Source organism: Thalassospira sp. B30-1 (assembly GCF_015767575.1).
Taxonomy (GTDB): domain Bacteria; phylum Pseudomonadota; class Alphaproteobacteria; order Rhodospirillales; family Thalassospiraceae; genus Thalassospira; species Thalassospira xiamenensis.
Window position 1 is genome coordinate 842,804 of sequence record NZ_CP065232.1, and the last position, 17,567, is coordinate 860,370.

15 protein-coding genes are annotated in these 17,567 nt (G+C 55.2%); 5 read left to right on the forward strand and 10 right to left on the reverse strand.

All coding sequences use genetic code 11. The annotated features are described in order from the left end of the window. Positions 1 to 1,593, forward strand: a complete 1,593-nt coding sequence (locus IT971_RS03850) for a DHA2 family efflux MFS transporter permease subunit (protein ID WP_063092769.1) — start codon at positions 1 to 3, stop codon at positions 1,591 to 1,593. A 114-nt stretch (positions 1,594 to 1,707) separates the two neighbouring features. Here the strand turns inward: IT971_RS03850 and IT971_RS03855 are convergent, their stop codons facing one another. The 8 genes from IT971_RS03855 to IT971_RS03890 form a co-directional block, all read right to left on the reverse strand. Continuing rightward, a complete protein-coding gene (locus tag IT971_RS03855) occupies positions 1,708 to 3,357 on the reverse strand; it encodes an alkaline phosphatase D family protein (protein WP_063092770.1) in 1,650 nt (549 codons plus the stop codon). Positions 3,358 to 3,713: 356 nt separating this feature from the next. Continuing rightward, entirely contained in the window at positions 3,714 to 4,694 is a 981-nt protein-coding gene (locus IT971_RS03860) for an EamA family transporter (RefSeq protein WP_063092771.1), read from the reverse strand. Between the two features lie 124 nt (positions 4,695 to 4,818). Beyond that, the gene (locus tag IT971_RS03865; RefSeq protein ID WP_196871108.1) at positions 4,819 to 5,682 is read right to left on the reverse strand and encodes a carbohydrate ABC transporter permease; all 864 of its coding nucleotides are present in this window, start codon (positions 5,680 to 5,682) and stop codon (positions 4,819 to 4,821) included. Then, positions 5,679 to 6,587, reverse strand: coding sequence for a carbohydrate ABC transporter permease (locus IT971_RS03870; protein WP_007090528.1), 909 nt, complete (start codon positions 6,585 to 6,587; stop codon positions 5,679 to 5,681). The genes IT971_RS03865 and IT971_RS03870 overlap by 4 nt, the downstream gene beginning before the upstream one ends. Positions 6,588 to 6,675: 88 nt before the next feature. Then, a complete protein-coding gene (locus tag IT971_RS03875; RefSeq protein WP_063092773.1) occupies positions 6,676 to 7,941 on the reverse strand; it encodes an ABC transporter substrate-binding protein in 1,266 nt (421 codons plus the stop codon). Positions 7,942 to 7,955: 14 nt separating this feature from the next. Next, on the reverse strand, positions 7,956 to 9,095 hold the full coding sequence (locus IT971_RS03880) for an ABC transporter ATP-binding protein (RefSeq protein WP_063092774.1): 1,140 nt from the start codon (positions 9,093 to 9,095) through the stop codon (positions 7,956 to 7,958). Then, complete coding sequence (locus IT971_RS03885) at positions 9,092 to 9,877, reverse strand: DeoR/GlpR family DNA-binding transcription regulator (RefSeq protein ID WP_007090525.1); 786 nt, start codon at positions 9,875 to 9,877, stop codon at positions 9,092 to 9,094. The genes IT971_RS03880 and IT971_RS03885 overlap by 4 nt, the downstream gene beginning before the upstream one ends. Positions 9,878 to 10,065: 188 nt before the next feature. Beyond that, entirely contained in the window at positions 10,066 to 11,055 is a 990-nt protein-coding gene (locus IT971_RS03890; protein WP_082822599.1) for an NAD(P)/FAD-dependent oxidoreductase, read from the reverse strand. A 153-nt stretch (positions 11,056 to 11,208) separates the two neighbouring features. Here IT971_RS03890 and IT971_RS03895 point away from each other — a divergent pair, with 153 nt between their 5' ends. After that, the gene (locus IT971_RS03895) at positions 11,209 to 11,703 is read left to right on the forward strand and encodes an Rrf2 family transcriptional regulator (RefSeq protein WP_007090523.1); all 495 of its coding nucleotides are present in this window, start codon (positions 11,209 to 11,211) and stop codon (positions 11,701 to 11,703) included. A gap of 153 nt (positions 11,704 to 11,856) precedes the next feature. Next, positions 11,857 to 12,783 (forward strand): LysR family transcriptional regulator, encoded by a 927-nt coding sequence (locus IT971_RS03900; protein WP_007090522.1) that lies wholly within the window; start codon positions 11,857 to 11,859, stop codon positions 12,781 to 12,783. Between the two features lie 105 nt (positions 12,784 to 12,888). Here the strand turns inward: IT971_RS03900 and IT971_RS03905 are convergent, their stop codons facing one another. Together IT971_RS03905 and IT971_RS03910 are read right to left on the reverse strand one after the other, a co-directional pair. After that, positions 12,889 to 13,968 (reverse strand): cytochrome-c peroxidase, encoded by a 1,080-nt coding sequence (locus IT971_RS03905; RefSeq protein WP_063092775.1) that lies wholly within the window; start codon positions 13,966 to 13,968, stop codon positions 12,889 to 12,891. A 179-nt stretch (positions 13,969 to 14,147) separates the two neighbouring features. After that, positions 14,148 to 14,732, reverse strand: coding sequence for a TIGR00730 family Rossman fold protein (locus tag IT971_RS03910; RefSeq protein WP_063092776.1), 585 nt, complete (start codon positions 14,730 to 14,732; stop codon positions 14,148 to 14,150). Between the two features lie 362 nt (positions 14,733 to 15,094). Between IT971_RS03910 and IT971_RS03915 the strand changes: the two genes are divergently transcribed. Next, the gene (locus IT971_RS03915; RefSeq protein WP_063092777.1) at positions 15,095 to 16,081 is read left to right on the forward strand and encodes a hypothetical protein; all 987 of its coding nucleotides are present in this window, start codon (positions 15,095 to 15,097) and stop codon (positions 16,079 to 16,081) included. A 223-nt stretch (positions 16,082 to 16,304) separates the two neighbouring features. Further along, positions 16,305 to 17,438, forward strand: a complete 1,134-nt coding sequence (locus IT971_RS03920; protein WP_063092778.1) for an Ig-like domain-containing protein — start codon at positions 16,305 to 16,307, stop codon at positions 17,436 to 17,438. The last annotated feature ends 129 nt before the right edge of the window (positions 17,439 to 17,567 follow it).

Below are 17,567 nucleotides of genomic sequence, written 5' to 3' on the forward strand. Positions count from 1 at the left end.
ATGAGCAGTGCCGCCACCAGCCCCGGTTCCATAGCCTTTCCCGATGATCCGGTGCAGCATGTCGATACCACCAAGTTTATTGGCTGGGTTGCGATGGTGGTTGGCATGTTTCTGGCGATCCTTGACATCCAGATCGTCGCAAGCTCGCTTGAAAACATTCAGGCCGGTCTGTCAGCAAGCCCCGATGAAATCGGCTGGGTCCAGACCAGTTACCTGATTGCCGAAGTCGTCATGATCCCGCTTTCGGGTTTCCTGTCACGCCTGATCTCAACCCGCTGGCTTTTTGTTGCCTCTGCAATCGGTTTTACGATTTTCAGCATCGCCTCGGCCTGTGCCTGGTCAATCGAAAGCATGATCTGGTTCCGTGCCGCGCAGGGTTTCCTTGGCGGGGCGATGATCCCGACCGTGTTTGCCACGACCTATATCATTTTCCCGGCGGATAAACGTAATACCGCCTCGGTGATGATTGGTCTGATTGCCACTATGGCGCCGACTGTGGGGCCGACTTTGGGCGGTTATCTGACGCAGTCATTTTCGTGGCACTGGCTGTTTCTGATCAATGTTGTGCCGGGCATGCTGATCGCGCTTGTCGTCGCGGTAACGCTTGATGTTGATCGTGGCGATCGGTCGCTGCTCCGTGGCTTTGATCTGCGCGGATTGCTTGCGATGGCAGCCTTTCTCGGCAGTCTGGAATATGTGCTGGACGAGGGCCCAAAAGATGACTGGTTTGATGAACGCGCCATTGTTTATGGTGCCGTGATCTGCGTGATTTCGGGACTCTACTTCTTCCGGCGGATGTTCACCTATGATCATCCGATTGTCGATCTGCGCTCGTTCAGGGATCGCAACTTTGCCATGGGCTGTATCTTCAGTTTCACCCTTGGCATCGGGCTTTATGGCAGTGTCTATATCCTGCCGCTGTTGCTAAGCCGTGTGCGCGGCTATGACAGTCTGGAAATCGGCACCATCATGGCGGTCACCGGCATTTGCCAGTTCATTTCTGCCCCGATTGCCGGGAAACTGACGGCCAGATTGCCTGCGCGTGTCGTGCTGGGCTTTGGTCTGGCGTTGTTTGCGGTGGGGGTTGCCCTGAACGGTTTTCAGAACAGTCAGGTATCGTTTCACGAACTGATCCTGCCGCAGGCTGTGCGTGGTTTTGCCCTGATGTTCTGCATGCTGCCGATCACCAATCTGGCACTTGGCACCTTGCCACCGGAAAAGATCAAAAACGCCAGCGGCCTTTATAACCTGATGCGCAACCTTGGCGGGGCGATTGGCTTGGCTGCGATCAACACCATGCTTGATAAACGCACCGACCTGCATTTCGCCCATCTGGCCGAACATATCAATACATCAAGCACGGCCTTCCAGAATTATCTGGCGACCATGACGGCACGATACGGTGCCATGGGGCTGCCCGACCCACAGGCTAGTGCGATGAAATCCATCGTCAATATCGTCACGCGCGAAGCCAGCATGATTTCGTTCAACGACGTGCAGCTTGCCATGGCCGGCATCTTCATTCTGGCTTTGCTGCTTCTGCCGCTCGCACGTCCGGCAGGATCGGGCAAACCATCCGTCGACGCACACTGAAAACAGGATATTCCCCAACCAGACAGAAAAGGCCGCACATCGTTCCCCCGACCCCGCAAGCGAAAGCTTGAGTGCGGCCTGACCGGTCCCCGTTCCCCCGGGGACCGGTTTTTTTTAGCCAACCAGCTTGATCACCTTCTGTGTGACACTTTCCGATCCGGGTTCGGCCCAGTAAAGGGTGGCGCTTATTTTGAGGTCACCATCCCGGCAATCGGCATTGATCAGCGCGAAATTGTTTTCCCCGGCAAAACGGAACATCTGTTCAAACCGACCGCCATCGAACCCGTCTATATCGGCCGATTTTTGCATGGCGGCGGTGGCAATGCCCGGTGCCGGTTTGCGTGAAATCGCACTTGACGTTACATTGAACAACCTTGCCCCGGGATAGGTTTTGCCATGCGTGATCTGAAACGCGCTGGCGCAATGGACATCCCCGCTCAGGATCACAATCGGGATGCTGCTTTCAGCGGATCGCGCCAGCAGCAATTCAAGCATCGCATTTCGTTCCTTGTGGTTGGTTTCATGGCCCCATTCATCCATGAAATCATCCTTTTGACCGCCAAAATCGAGCGTGTTTACGGCACTTTCCGTCCAGTGCACGACGGGCACGGGCGAACAGATAAAGATCGCCTTTTTCTTTTTGGTTGCGGCCGAATTGATCCAGCTTTTGAAGCGTTCGAACTGTTCCGCCCCCAATAATCGCTGTCCGTCGGGTAATTCACAATCGTGATGGCCGCGCACGTCAAGCATGTAAAAGCCATAGGCTCCCTGATCGAATTTATAATCCCAGTGGCTGGCATCGGGATCGCCATTGACGATCATGCTGTCAGGGTTATGCGCATGCTGATATTCAAGATAGGCCCGCGCTGCGGCCTTGAACATCAGCATTACAAGCGCGTAATTGGCGTCCTCGTCATCATCCTGAAAGAAATTGGCGAGCTTGGCCTTGCGCTCATCCGCGGTCAGCGAGCCCCAGCCGTCCATGATCTCGTGATCGTCCCATATCATGTATTGCGGGAAACGCCGGTAAACAGACAGCAGATGTTCGAACTGCCAGTAAATCCGGTAATAGGTGCGATAAAGCTTGGTGAAATAATCAATGATCGCGGGTTCGTCGAGGTTGTCATCAGGTGTGCTATAGGCGGCCAGCAAGGCGTTTTTGTTATTCTTTAGCCACACCCAGACGTCCTGCATGCGCGATGCGTGATTGGTATCACAATAAACCTGATCGCCGCCGCCAATGACAAAATCCGCACGGCGTTCGTTCAGGACATCATAAAACTTGTCCCATGCGCCTTCGCTGTTGGGTTTGACGCTAAACGGGTCGTGGCAGGAATAAAACCCGAACTGCAATGACTGCGGGTTTTTGGGCAATGTCCGGAACCAGTAATCATGTTCGCCGCCCATCTCGATGCAGCGCTCAAGATCAAGCTTGTCCGATGCAAGGTAATAGTAATAGCGGGTATCTGGTTCAAGGTTGTCTACCTCGAACGTCATGGTCAGGTCGGTTTCACGGGTGAATTCGCGTTCTTCCATAAAAACGATATCACTGTTTGCGGCCTTCATAGCAGCAAGGCTTTTGCCTGACAGATCATAGGCATCCTCGGGTAGTTTTTGCACAGTGACAATCAGTGTCCAGCGCCCGGTCATATAGGCCCTTACCCAGATTTTCGCCGTGTTGTCGGTGGTATGGCCGACGATGGCGGCTGTATCGATTTTGGATTTGAGTGTTTCGTAATTGTCCGGTTGTTGCAGACTTGCCATTGGAAATCCCCGCTCTGTTTGCGCCCCTTTTTTCGGGTGCTTGCTTGGCCCGTTATTGCCAGGTCTTGTTGCAGACAGTTTAGGCCAATTTACGGCGGTATCAATTTCAAGTTTCAGATGCTTGTTTGGGGCAATCTTATCGGGAAGTATCCGTTGCCATTAAACAGGAAACGCCCAGGCGGGGAACCCGGGCGTTTCGGTCCATCCGGAAGGGAGACCACCGGATGGAAACAGGGTCGGACGGCCAATTTTTTGGGAGGCTGGCCGTTTGGGGATGCGGTCAGAAGAAAGGGGCTCCTGACCGCCGGGCGACCCTGCATTGGTGGCGCAAGGGGGGCTTATTGTTCTTTTCGTTCTCAGGCCGGGGCAGTGGGGGCTGCCCCGGCCGGGGTGGTTGCACCAAGCGCCTTCAGGCGTCTGGAATGGAGACGTTTCGAATAGGTGATCTGAATAATGCCCAGCATCACCAGAAGGGCCGAAATCCAGAAAACGCTGTTATGGGTGGGGGCTGGCGTCAGTTCAAATTGCGCGGCCAGCATTTCAAGGCCCAGAAGGATGAAAGGCAGGATACTGGTCGCAAGGATGTATTTCTCCATCCCGGCTGTCTTGATCGACCGCAATGTCAGGACCATGGCAGGACCGCGCAATAGTGTGCCAAGGATCAGACCGGCCAATATGGTCTCGATCCCGAAGAACCCGTCAAGCGAGGTATAGGGGATCGGAACCGGGCTGATAAAACCGATCAGCGGCGGGAAGATCAAAAATACCGATGCGGTAATCAGCAACAAAACCCCGGTAAATCGCAGATGCGACCACGCATCTTTGATCTGGTTGTCAGGGTGTTTTTCCGCCAGAACGGATGATAAAATCGCCGTAACCTCGGACGCCAGCATCAACCACACCGCAGGGTTGGCAAGGCCGTCGGGCAGATGCCACGCCAGAAAACCGGCACCGGCAAGCAGGATCGTGTGCCCGAACCATTCCGCCTTGCCCGGTGCGCGACCAAGGATAAAGGCCGCGGCAAGGGCCGCCATCGGCATGCCGGTTTGTGATAAAATTCCGCTTTCAGGCGCGCTGATATAGACCAGTGCCGCGGTCCAGTTGACCCCGGTCAGAACGCGCAAAACCCCATATGCCCAGTTGATCGGCAAGGTGAATTGCCGCCACGGAATGAGCCTTCCAGGCGCCATCAGCACAAGTGCCAGCCCGCCGAAAACCAGCTGCCAGCAGGTCATGGCATAAACATCGACATCAAACGCTGTCAATGCAATCCGGTTGCACACCAGAAGCATCGCCCAGACGACTGTTGTGCTGACAAGCAGGATCAGAACCGGCATATGAAAAAACTTCAAAAGTTATGAACGTTGCCAGTCTGTTGGATTCAGGAATGAATAGCCATGCCCGATATTTAAGTGGCGTTATTCAAATTTGTATCGCCGGGTCAACGGGACAGCTTGCGGTTCATCTGATCCCGGCACGCAGAAATGCCTGAATGAACTGGCGCTGGAAAATCAGGAAGGCGATCAGAAGCGGCAAAATGGTCAGGATGGTGGCAGCACTGATCACCGAAATATCAACACCGGTTTCCGGCGCACCGAACAATGAAAGCCCCACGGTCAAGGGCCGGGTTTCCTGTGAATTTGTCACGATAAGCGGCCACAGGAAATTGTTCCAGTGGGTCGCCACCGACACCAGCGCATACGCCAGATAAACCGGCTTGGCCGCAGGGACATAAACCTTCCACAAAACGCCCATCCAGCTGCATCCCTCGATACGTGCGGCTTCTTCAAGTTCAAGCGGTACGGATTTGAAGGCCTGACGCAGCAGGAAAATGCCAAATGCGCTGGCCATATAGGGCAGGCCGATGCCAAGGGCGGTATCAAACAGGCCCAGTTTGGCAACTATGGCATAGTTTTCGACAATCAGAACTTCTGGCAGGATGAACAACTGCAACAGCACCAGAATGAAAAGGGCATCACGGCCGCGGAACGCAAACCGGGCAAAGGCAAAACCGGCCAATGTGCACAAAACAAGCTGACCCATCAGGATCAGGGACACAAGCGTAAGCGTATTGACGAAATAGCCGATCCAAGGCACGGCATTCCAGACATCAATGAAATTCTGCAAGGTCAGTGGTGCACTGAAATCAAGTTCCAGTGCACTGCCCGACGGTTGCAGTGCCGCCCAAAGGGCAAATAACAGCGGCGCAATCCAGACAAGAGCAAGAACCCATGCGCCCAGCGTATCGAGAATCCTGGCAAGATCGGGGAACCGAATATGTGGTTGGGCGATGTGTGATGGGCGGGTGCCGAGATGTACGTTCATCGGTAATGGGTCCGTTTTTCAACCAGTCGGAATTGCACGATTGCGACGATACCAAGTACTAGCAAAACCATCATGGTCATTGCCGCGGCATGCGGGCGGTCGAAATAGGCGAATGCCATTTCCCAGATCCAGTAAAGGATCAGTTTTGACGCATTGTTCGGCCCGCCTTTGGTGAGGATGAACAGATGATCGATCAGTTTGATCGAATTGATTAGCGCATTGACAAAGACGAATATCGTGGTTGGCATCAAAAGCGGCAAAAGCACCCGTCGTGTATAGGTCCAGCGACCGGCCCCTTCAATGCGGGCCGCTTCGCGGAGGTCCGGCGGAATGGTCTGAAGGGCTGCCAGATAGAAGATCATGAAGAACCCGGCTTCTTTCCAGATCGTCACGATGATGACCGCGGCCAGTGCCGTTTCGGGCTGCCCTAGCCAGTTGGTCGGTTCCGCGCCGAAAAATCCGGTAATACGATCAATGATGCCAAGATCGGGGGTATAGAAAAACAACCATAAATTCGCCGCGGCAATCATCGGCAGGATTGTCGGCGTGAAATAGGCGCTGCGCACAAAGCTTCGTGCGGGAATATGCGCGTTGGCCCAAAGCGCCATGATCAGGGCAAAGATGATCGAAACCGGAATTGTAACCCCGGCATAAATCAGATTGTTGCCTGCCACGGTCCAGAATGTCGGATCGGCAAACAGATCAAGATAGTTTTCAAATCCCGCAAAGCTGCTGGGGCGGCGTGTTGTGCCACGGGTAAAAAGACTGCCAAAGAAGGTCGCGATGGCCGGGTAAAATGCAAACAGGCTAAGCAACGCCAACGACGGTGCCATCAGCATCCAACCGTAAAGAGCAAGTTTGCGTCTTTGTATTGCTGCCAGATCGTTTCGAGGCTGATCACCCATCGAGGCCACGTCCTGAATTCAAAAGGATTTCAAATGAAGAAAGCAAAAGGGCCGGGACGGGGGGAAACCGTCCCGGCAGCAGATCGGCTTAGTTGAACGCCTTAAGAAGACGGTTGGCATCTTCCTGGGCGTCGATCAGGGCCTGTTTCGGCGATTTTTCTCCGGTCAGGGCCGCCTGAATGGCGTTGTTAAGAGATTCACGAACACGGGCCGTTTCATAGGTCGAGAATTCCGGGATCGCGACGTTAAGCTGATCGCGGGCAACCACAGCCTGCGGGAATTCGCTGGCATAGGATTTCAGCGCGTCGGTTTCGTAGGATGCCGGGGTAACGCCGACATAACCGGTTGCAATTGACCATTCTGCGGCACGTTCCGGCGCGGTCATGTATTTGATCAGGTCAAGCGACGCGGCCTGCTGTTCCGGGCTGGAACCCTTGAACATATAGAAGTTGCCGCCCCCGGTCGGTGAACCGGGCTTTTTGTGCGCCGGAAGCATGGCAACACCGAAGTCAAACTTGGCTTCTTTTTTGACAGCAGACAGGTTGCCTGTCGAATGCCACATCATGCCGGTCTGACCCTGCACGAAAGCCTGACGAAGTGTGCCCCACTCAATCGTGCCCTCAGGCATGATCTTTTCTTTTGTGGCGAGGCCGCGCCAATATTCAAGAGCCTCGATAACGGCAGGATCATCGAAATAGGTTTCCGTTCCGTCGGCATTCATCAGTTCCTTGCCATTCTGAATGGCGAAGCACTGGAACATCCAATAAGGATATCCGGTGGACGGAACCATCAGACCCCATTTGCCGTCTTTGGAAAGGGCCTTGCCCGCGGCAACCATTTCTTCCCAGGTCTGGGGTGGAGTTTCAGGATCAAGACCGGCTTCGCGGAACATGTCCTTGTTGTAGTACATGACGATGGTTGAACGCTGGAACGGGATGCCCCAGGTTTTGTTGTCGACTTTGCCATTGGCCATCAGCGCCGGATAGAAGCCGTTAAGCCATTCCTTGTCTTCTGCGGTTTTGACAACATCATCAAACGGAATGATCAAATCCTGTTCGATCAGGTCATAGACATCGATCGAAAACATCACCGAAAGCTGCGCCGGATCGCCGCTTTTGATTGCAGAAACCGCACGCAGTCGGGTGTCGTCATAGTTTCCGGCATAAATCGCATTGACCTTGACGTCGGGATGTTCGGCTTCAAAACCGTCAATCATGCCGTCGATTACTTCGGTCAACGCACCGCCAACGGCGATGGGGTAATACATTGTCAGTTCGGTTGCGGCAAAGGCCGGGGTTGCCGCCGAAGCAAGCAGACCGGCAGCAAAAGCGGCACTGGTAATGGAATTACGCATCGGTTTCTGTCCTTTTACGATGTCGGAATTGCTGAGTGATTGGTCGTCGTAACAAAAGATTTTTGCGTTGCATGGTCGTTCATCGCCGCCGAAAGACGATGACCGTGTTCGCGATCAAACCAGTGGGCAGCAACGCCAGCCCAACTGAGCGAGACTTGTGTCCCGGGCGAAAGATGCACACGACCGGGCAGGCGGGCCGTTGTCCCGTCGGTTCCGTCTATTGACAGATAGACAAAGGTTTCCGGTCCCAGGAACTCGCTGGATATGACCGTCGCGGAGAGGCCCGAAGCACTGTTTTGCTGGTCGGTATCAAGTTTGATGTCTTCGGGTCTGATGCCGACAATCAGATTGTCGGGTCGTGCACCGCTTGGTAGGGCGTCGGACGGGATTGCGGTTGCTGGCAATAGCCCCATTGGCGGGCTGCCGACAAAGCTTGCAGCAAAGGCGGTGGCGGGTTTCAGATAAAGGTCTGCCGGGGTTCCAGCCTGCTCGATACGGCCATTCTTCATCAGGATGACGATATCTGCCATGCTCATCGCTTCGGTTTGATCGTGGGTGACATACACCACCGTGATGCCAAGGCGTTGCTGCAGGTCGCGAATATCCTTGCGCACGGAATGCCTCAGTTTTGCGTCCAGATTGGATAGTGGTTCATCCATCAGGCACAGCGGATGCCCGGCAACGATGGCGCGTGCCAGTGCAACCCGTTGACGTTGTCCGCCCGAAAGTTCGGCAGGCTTGCGTTTCTCCAACCCTTCCAGTCCGGTCACACCGAGCGCATCGGCTAGGCGTTTCGCCATTTCAGCCTTGGCGCATTTGCGAACCTTCAGGCCAAAAACAATGTTTTCTGCGACGCTAAGGTGAGGAAACAGCGCATAGGATTGAAACACCATGGATAGCTGTCGTTTTGACGGCGGGACTGCGGTGACGTCCTGATCGTCAATCAGAATGCGACCCTGATCGGCGGTTTCAAGACCTGCAATCAGACGCAGCGTGGTTGACTTTCCGCAGCCGGAGGGCCCCAGCAGAACAACAAAGCTGCCGCGCGGTATATCAACGGAAAGGTCATGAACACCGTTTCCACCGTCAAAAATGCGTGAAACATTTTCGATCCTGATAAAGGGTCTTTGGGTGTCGGGGGTCTGAGACGTCATTTGAGAGTTTCGCCTTTTGCTATTTGCAGCCGGTCGAGGATGTCCTGGCGCTGGAACAGGGCGTTAAAATCACCACCGGGTTTTTGATCAATGACGATCATGTCGGGATCGGTGAGGTGCCCGCCCTTGGCCGGGGCCGGGCGACCGAATTTCGATTGATCGGCAACCAGAATGGAATTTCGGCAGTTTCCAATGATCGCCTGACGCAAGGCGACTTCGCGATGGTCGAAGTCGGTCAACGTTCCGTCGGTTTCAATTCCACCAACACCGAAAATACCGAAATCAGCTTTGTAGTTATGGAACATCTCTTCGGCGTCCGGTGTGATCAGGTCACGATCGGGCAGACGCACAGTGCCGCCAGGAATAACGATCCGGTTGCTGGTATTTGTGCCCAGCGCCATCGCGACATTCAGATTGTTGGTGATGACGGTCAGGTTGCGATGATCCGCCAGATTAAGCGCCAGCAATTCAAGTGTGCTGCCGATCCCGATCAGGATTGATGCCCCGTCGGGAATTTTCCCGGCAACATGCAGCGAAATGGCGTGCTTGGCGGCAATGTTGGTCACCTGGCGATTGTCATATGACAGGTTCATGCCCGGCTCGCCGGCGTATTCGGCCCCACCATGGCGTCGGCGCACCAGATTGGCGTCGCTTAAAATATTGACGTCGCGACGCACGGTTTGTGGTGTGACTTCAAACTGGTCCGCCAATGCATCAATGGATGCAAAGCCATCACGGCGCAGAATATCGATAATATGGCGTTGCCGGATTGAGATGTTCATCTGATCGCTTGATTTGTTGTTTTGAACATAACCGCGATCATATAGAGCTTCGTTGTCACTAAGATTTCAGAAGAGTGACATTCGTATGAATGTTGTTTTCGGTCCTTCTCCAGTATGATTGCGGCCACCGGGATGCCCCGATGGCCGGGTGAAAATCATGTCGCGAGATTGCTGTGATTGCGTTTCAACTATGTAAAAATCAACGACTGATGCACCCCAACCCCGGCCAGAACGCCCGCGGCCGAGGCCAGTGTGGCATTGTGGCGCGCGGTGGCGGCATCACCAGCGGCAAAGACGCCGGGGATGCTGGTTTCCTGTGATGCGTCGACCTTGATGAACGGTCCGGCAAGGCCTTCTTCGAACCTGCAACCCAGCATTTCCGCAAGTGGATTGGTCATTGAAACAGTTGGCCCGGCAAACAGGGCCTGAATGGGTTTGGTGCGCCCGTCGGCCAGTTTAACGGCATCAAGTTCGGGGGCGGTGCCGATCAGTTCGACTATCGGGCTTTGTTCAATCGTGATGCCGCGCGTATCCATCTGTGTGCGGATTTCAGGTTCCGGTTCGTATTTCCCTTGGGTGAAGAAGGTCGTTGGGCCCCAGTCCGGGATCATCATTGCCTGATGGGTGGACATCGGGCCGGTTGCCAGCACGCCAAGTTCCCGGTCACGAACTTCGTAACCATGGCAATAGGGACAATGCAGCACGGTTTTGCCCCAACGCGGCATCAGACCGGGAATGTCGGGCAGGGTGTCAACCACGCCGGTGGCAAGGATCAGGCGGCGGGCCTGAAAGCGGCGGCCATCTTCCAGCGACACCTTGAAACGGTTGCTGTCTTCGTCCCCGGTTCCGGCGGTATCCGGTTCCAGTCGGGTCGCGGTTTTTGCCATGCCATGCGCAATGCTGACGGTGGGATAGGCGCGAATTTGCCCCATCGCCAGACGGGTAATTTCGTCCGGGCTTTTGCCATCCAGCCCGAAAAAGCCATGCGATGCCGTGGCAAAACGGTTGCGCGGCAATCCGGCATCAATGATGCAAATCTCTTTGCGGGCGCGGGCCAACTGCATGGCAGCGGATAAACCGGCAAAACCGGCACCGATGATGATCGCATCATAAAGTTTTTGCGGGTCCCGCATCGAAACTGGATTGCCAGATGATGAGGGTGCGGATGTATCAGACATATCGGGGCTCCGTGCGGTAACTGAAAATGAATCATGTAACTTTATAAGTATCGTGATTTTGCAGTGTCAAGCGTCTTGAAACTTTTGGTGTTGCGAATATGCGCCAAAGCCCGATAGTCTGGCCGCAATATTGCCAGACCAAGGAAACCATCAATGCGCCGTGACAGTCGCCTTTCCCGCATGTTGCACGTCCTGATCCATATGGATCGGTTTGGCGGGGCGATGACGTCCGACATGATTGCCCGGATGCTTGATACCAATCCGGTTGTGGTTCGGCGCACGATGGCAGGGTTGCGCGATGCCGGTTATGTGCGATCCGAAAAGGGACATGGCGGCGGATGGGTGATTATTCGTCCGCTTTCGGAAATCACGTTTCTTGATATCCATAACGCGCTTGGCAACCCGTCGATCTTTGCCATGGGGGTTGCGGTCGAACATCCCGAATGTCTGGTTGAACAGGCGGTAAATGCCGCCCTTGGCAGTTCGTTTGACGCCGCCGAGAAACTTTTGCTTGAACGGTTTGCGTCGGTCACGCTGGCCGATCTTGCCGCTGACGTCGATCAGCGCTGGCCGACCGAGCCCGATGGCAAATGGACCGGACCGGGCAGCATTTTTGAACATCTGCCTCAGTCCGGCGATCCCGAATAATCATACCTTGCAAATACTTGTGGCTCTATGTCTGTACCCGCGCAACCATGGCTTGCGGGATTGGTGGTGATCCAATAATGAATAACAACGGGATTTTTTGATGATCCGTTATTCAATCCTGTATCGCGCCCCAACCACCAACCGAGGCCCCCGATGACAACCAAAAAACCGGACTGGGATCACATACGCGTGTTTCTTGCACTTGCGCGCACCGGCAGCCTCAGGGCGGCCTCTCAGGAGCTTGGCGTCAGCCAGCCGACATTGGGGCGGCATTTGTCCGCCCTTGAAGATGTCGTCGGCGTGGTGCTGTTTGATCGCCTGCCAGAAGGATTGCGCATGACCGAAGCCGGGCGCGATTTACGCCCGCGCGCCGAGGCGATGGAAGAAGCCGCCTTTGCCTTCCATCGGCAGGGCGATGCGATATCGGGCATTCGCGACCGGCAGGTTCGCCTGACCGCCAGTGCGTGGTCGGCCCTGTTTCTGGCAGGTCAGATTGATAGCAAACCCGATGGGCTTTATCTTGAAATCCGGCAATCCGATGATACGCAATTGCTGACCAAGCGCGAGGCGGACTTTGCCGTCCGGCATGGTTTGCCTTTGACCGGGGATTTCATTACCAAGCGGCTTGGCACGATTTCATGTGCGGTCTATGCGACCGAAAGATTGGCGTACGATATGCGGGGTATGGGACCGGATCGGGTATTTGCCAATGCGCCGTGGATCTGTTTTTCGGAAGAATTCGACCTTTATGAAAGCCAGCGCTGGTTGTTGGCCCATATTGACGGCAATAAACCGTTATTTCGCGCGGGCAATACCGCGATGCTGCAAAATGCATTGCGCACCGGGATCGGGGCGGGAATTTTGCCGTGCTTTCTGGGCGACAGCGACCCGGCACTGGCCCGGGTTTCGCGCCCGATCGAGACGCTGGATTCTGATATCTGGCTGATTGTTCATCGCGATCTGCGGGCCGCCGAAGGTATCAAGCAGGCGACCAACTGGGTTGCCGATATGTATAAACGCCGGGTGATGCAGTTATCAGGTGCACGGGCCTCTGGCGGTGAGGGAATGGAACTGAAATAGGCAAAAGAAATGCCGCCCGGGTTGTGTCGGGCGGCAGGTTCGCAAAGAGCGTGTCGGGGTTCGCACCTTTGCGGCTACTTTCTGCTTTTCCACACCCCTGTGGGATCAGTTTGCGACCATTGCGGCCGGTTTGGGTGTGGTTTTGCTGCTGACCGGCAGGATTGGATATTCCACCCGCGGCGCTTCCCCGGTCAGGGTCATGAGGAAGGCGGTAATCGCCTTGATCTGGCTGTTGTCAAGTTCAGCACCAAGCTGGCTTGATCCCATGATCGCAACCGCCTGCTCCAGGTCCCAGACCTTGCCGGAATGGAAATAGGGTGCGGTCAGTTCGATATTGCGGAGCGGTCCGGCGCGGAACACATAGTCATCCGTTGCCGTCTGGGTCACGGCAAAGCGGCCCTTGTCATCGGGCGGCAGGATTTCCGCACCCGGCTGTTCGACAACACCGAACGGATAATAACCGGTGCCACCGACATTCACCCCGTTATGGCAGGATGCACAACCGGTATCGATGAACAGTTCAAGTCCGGCCATTTCGGTTTTGGTCAGGATGGCATCGTTTCCTTCGAGGAACTGGTCAAACCGTGATGCCGGGGTGATCAGGGTTGCTTCGAACGCCTCGATCGCCTTGGCCATGTTATCAAACGTTACCGGGTCGCTTTCACCCGGGAAGGCGTGGACGAATTTCTGGACGTAATCGCCCATGCTTTTCAGTACCTCGACAACGCGTTCGGGGGTGCTCGCCATTTCAACTCCGGCCTGAACCGGGCCCTTGGCCTGTGCCTTCAGGTCTTCCGCACGTCCGTCCCAGAACTGTGCCTCGTTAAACACGGCATTCAGAACGGTCGGGGCGTTACGCGGGCCTTTCTGCCAGCCATGACCGATGGATGTTTCAAGGTTGTCATCCCCACCCATGCCCAGATTGTGGCATGTATTGCACGAAATCAGCGCACTGGCCGACAGACGCGGATCAAAGAACAGCATCTTGCCCAGTTCGACCTTTTCGCGTGTGACCGCGTTGCCTTTGACGGCAGGTACCATTGACGGAATGACTTCGAAATGCTCAAGGGCCGTCTTGCGCAAGTCAGAAGGTGATAGTGGTTCTGCTGCAAGGACGTTCCCGGCGACCCCCAGCATGGCAGCAATGGAAACAAGGCTGCCGACCAGACCACGATACGATTTCATTTGCTCTCTCCCAAATGATGGTGGTTCGGGAAGTAAAACAGGCGGCAAATGCAATCACGATGATATATGTCAAGTTACTAAAATAAATGTAATATCAGTATGTTGATTAGAATTTTACAAAGAAAAATCCGCAAGAATCGATATCTTGCGGATTGGATATCCTGGCCGTTAAATCGGGCTTAAAGAAGCTTTTCACGCGGATCGAATTTTGGGGCGGGTTCGGCTTCAAGCTGTTCAAACACTTCATCCAGCGTTTCGGCCACCGTAAACAGGTTGCGGTTGCTTTCACGTGCAAAGCCGTCTTCGATAATGCCATCAATCATATCAAGGCATTTGTCCCAATATCCAAGGGCGTTCATGAACACCAGCGGCTTGTCATGGATGCCAAGCTGGCGCAGCGTTAGCGCTTCGAAGGCTTCGTCAAGGCTGCCAAGGCCACCGGCAAGGGTGACGAACGCATCCGAACGTTTGAACATTTCGACCTTGCGTTCATACATGGATTTGCAGACGATCAGTTCGCTAAGCCCCTTATGGCCGACTTCGATGTCATCCAGATGGGCCGGGATGATGCCGACCACCTTGCCACCATTTTTCATGACCGCATCGGCAACTGCGCCCATCAATCCGATACGGCCGCCACCGTAAACCAGAGTGATGCCGCGTTCGGCCATCATTTTGCCAAACGCAATCGCGTTTTCCATGTGCTGGGGGTTTTTGCCGTTCGAAGCGCCGCAAAAAACACAGATCGATTTAACTCTTGTCATGGCAACCTGCCTCTTTGTTGTTATCTCGCAGGTAACTCTCGCCTGAACATCGCGCCATGTGGATGGTGCGTTTGTCGTCTGGCGACGTGGCCCGTCTATCTGCCGAGCATAGCCTATTGCGCGGTCACCCGGTCAATAGTTTCCTTTGCGAAGTTCCCGTGACATCGGGTTATCGATATCATGTGATCCTTGCCGCATTTTTGCCTTGGCAATCGCCATGATCGGGCGCGATAAGCCGAGGTGATTTTTTCGCCGATGGTTAACAGGTTCTGAACCTGATTGTGGGATGGCTATTCGCATCTGCGCGCAGGCCATGTTCGCGCAGGTTGAAATGAAACAACAAGAAGGCAGGATCGCCCAACGTGTTTGTCGACAGTCCCTTTTGGCTCGCCATTCTGGTGTCCGGTGTTATTACCACGGTCTTGATGCTTGCCCTTTGGTTGGGCCTTGACCGGGCCCTTGCGCGGCGCATGGTGCTGGCTGCGGTTATTCCGGCGGTGGTGGTTGCCGTCCCGGCGGCCATCGGTTTGCCTGCAACCGCCCGGGGCGGTGTGGGGGCAGCACTTCTGATGCTGGTGCTGGGCGGCGTTTGCGGCGCTATCCTTGATTTCGCACATTTGCGTGCGCGCGCTTGCGCGATTGTCGCAATTTTGTTGATGCTGCTTGGCGGCTGGCTGGTTCTGGCGGCCCCGGTTACCGGGCTTTTGTATCATCCGGGCGGCTTGGTGACGCTGGTGTGGATCACCTATATCCTGATCGGTGCGTCCTTTTTGTGGGTGACGCGCCCCAATTTTGAAGAGGACGAAGACCCGGCTGTGACCAAGGGCAGGGGCAAAAAGAACGGCAAATCGGCAAAATCCGCCAAAACATCGACAAAATCTGTTGTTACAAGCGACGAGGATGCGGCGAAACCGGCCCCGGTTGCGACCTTTGTCGCGCTTGCCATCGGGCAGGGGATTATCGCCGCCCAGTTTGGTCTGCACGATCATGTGGTGTTTCAGGCCGGTCTTTCGGTGGCCCTGTTGGTGGCGCTGATTTCCGAAAAGGCCGCCCCGCAATATCGCGCCGCCTTGTGGTTGGCGATCAGTACCGCCCTGATGGCAAGCGCATCGGGTGTGATGCTGGCGGCCCCGGGGGCGACATTTGCAATGGCGGTTCTGGTTCTGGTGGTGTTTGCCGGGTCGGGGGCGGCGCGGATTGCCGCCCATTTGCCTGCCGATATGGGCGCTAATGCTGGTGCGGGCGGTGCGGTTCTGGCGATGCTGGTGCGGGTATCGGTTCTGGCGCTACCAGTGCTTGTGGCGGCACTTGTGGCCTATATCGGGGCGACAATGCAGGCCATTCCGTAAGGAATTCGGCACAAGGCTTGACCAACAGCGCTGATTCTATTCATCTTTGCCTAACTGTTGCACTGTAATCTCGGTTTGTTACGTTATGGAAACTGTGTGCTGAAAGTAGTACAAGGTTCTAATTAACGCGTCGGGCGGGGCGTTTGGGGGACTTAATGACTGATAGTTATAAGGTTTCGACGCCGCCCGTAATAATCATAACCACCGTTCAAGGATATTACCGGTGAAAAGACCTTATATCCTCGTCATCATTGGCGTCCTGCTGATTGTCGCTGCGATCTCGTTGAATTATATGCTGACACAGTCGGCAGATGAAGCCGATACACCGGCAAGAACAACAGCACCGCCCGCCGTGACACCGGATGCCGCAAATACGCCGCAGGTCGCGCCGGAACAAACCGAAGCCGCACCCGAAGTTCGCACGCCGAGCTTTGACGTTGTGCGCATTGGACCGGATGGCAATGCCGTGATTGCCGGTCGCGCCGCTCCCAACAGCACCGTGCGCATCCGCGAGGGTGATGAAGTCATCGGGCAGGCAACCGCTGATGAACGCGGGGAATGGGTGGTTTTGCCTGATAAGCCGCTGGCAAGTGGTGACCGGGAATTGTCGCTTGAATCCGAAGACAGCACTGGCGAAGTCTATAAGGGCGATGACAATGTCGTGGTTCTGATCCCTGAAAAACAGGCATCAGGCGAAGCCACAACGGCCGAACAGTCCGGTGACGCGGCAAAAGACGATGACAAGGCAGAACAGCCGATCATCGCCATGCGCGTCCCCAAGAAAGGTGGTGCCGCGAGCGTCATGCAGGGCCCGGCCCCCGAAGATATGAGCGAAGAAACCGCGCGCGAACTGGCCCAGGCGATGCCGGAAGGGTCTGAAGTTCCCGCAGCAGCGATGCCGCGCCTGTCGATTGATGTTGTCGATTATGACGAACAGGGCCGGGTTGCCATGTCTGGCAAGGCCGATGACGACACCAGCATTCGCGTTTACCTTGACAACAAATTTGTCGGCAGTGCCTCGACTGGGGATGACGGCAACTGGGCCCTGACAATTGGCGAACCGATTGAGCCGGGCCAGTATCAGTTGCGCGCCGATCAGCTTGATGCGTCCGACAAGGTGACGGCACGTGTTGAACTGCCGTTTGAACGTGCCCGCCCGGATCAGATTCTGGAGCCGGGGACACGTTATGTCGTTCAACCGGGCAACAGCCTGTGGCGGATCGCGCGCCGGACCTATGGTGATGGCCTGCAATACTGGGTGATTTACAACCAGAACCGCAAACAGATCCGTGATCCCGACCTGATTTATCCGGGCCAGATTTTTGCGCTTCCGGAAAATGGAACCGCCCAGCAGTAATTGCTGTTCTTTGCGAGGGGCAAAACACATGATAATGGTGTTTTGCCCCTTTTTTTATTCAGGGCCTTTCGGGTTGCGTTGCCCTTTGTCATCACTAGATGCTAAGAACGCGACCAATCGGTAGTATCG

Excerpts from the sequence above, each read along its gene's own strand:
- IT971_RS03895 (WP_007090523.1), top strand. The coding sequence starts at position 11,209 with ATGCGCCGTGACAGTCGCCTTTCCCGCATGTTGCACGTCCTGATCCAT.
- IT971_RS03865 (WP_196871108.1), bottom strand. The coding sequence starts at position 5,682 with ATGAACGTACATCTCGGCACCCGCCCATCACACATCGCCCAACCACAT.
- IT971_RS03875 (WP_063092773.1), bottom strand. The coding sequence starts at position 7,941 with ATGCGTAATTCCATTACCAGTGCCGCTTTTGCTGCCGGTCTGCTTGCT.
- IT971_RS03900 (WP_007090522.1), top strand. The coding sequence starts at position 11,857 with ATGACAACCAAAAAACCGGACTGGGATCACATACGCGTGTTTCTTGCA.
- IT971_RS03910 (WP_063092776.1), bottom strand. The coding sequence starts at position 14,732 with ATGACAAGAGTTAAATCGATCTGTGTTTTTTGCGGCGCTTCGAACGGC.
- IT971_RS03870 (WP_007090528.1), bottom strand. The coding sequence starts at position 6,587 with ATGGGTGATCAGCCTCGAAACGATCTGGCAGCAATACAAAGACGCAAA.
- IT971_RS03860 (WP_063092771.1), bottom strand. The coding sequence starts at position 4,694 with ATGCCGGTTCTGATCCTGCTTGTCAGCACAACAGTCGTCTGGGCGATG.
- IT971_RS03905 (WP_063092775.1), bottom strand. The coding sequence starts at position 13,968 with ATGAAATCGTATCGTGGTCTGGTCGGCAGCCTTGTTTCCATTGCTGCC.
- IT971_RS03855 (WP_063092770.1), bottom strand. The coding sequence starts at position 3,357 with ATGGCAAGTCTGCAACAACCGGACAATTACGAAACACTCAAATCCAAA.
- IT971_RS03890 (WP_082822599.1), bottom strand. The coding sequence starts at position 11,055 with ATGTCTGATACATCCGCACCCTCATCATCTGGCAATCCAGTTTCGATG.
- IT971_RS03885 (WP_007090525.1), bottom strand. The coding sequence starts at position 9,877 with ATGAACATCTCAATCCGGCAACGCCATATTATCGATATTCTGCGCCGT.
- IT971_RS03850 (WP_063092769.1), top strand. The coding sequence starts at position 1 with ATGAGCAGTGCCGCCACCAGCCCCGGTTCCATAGCCTTTCCCGATGAT.
- IT971_RS03880 (WP_063092774.1), bottom strand. The coding sequence starts at position 9,095 with ATGACGTCTCAGACCCCCGACACCCAAAGACCCTTTATCAGGATCGAA.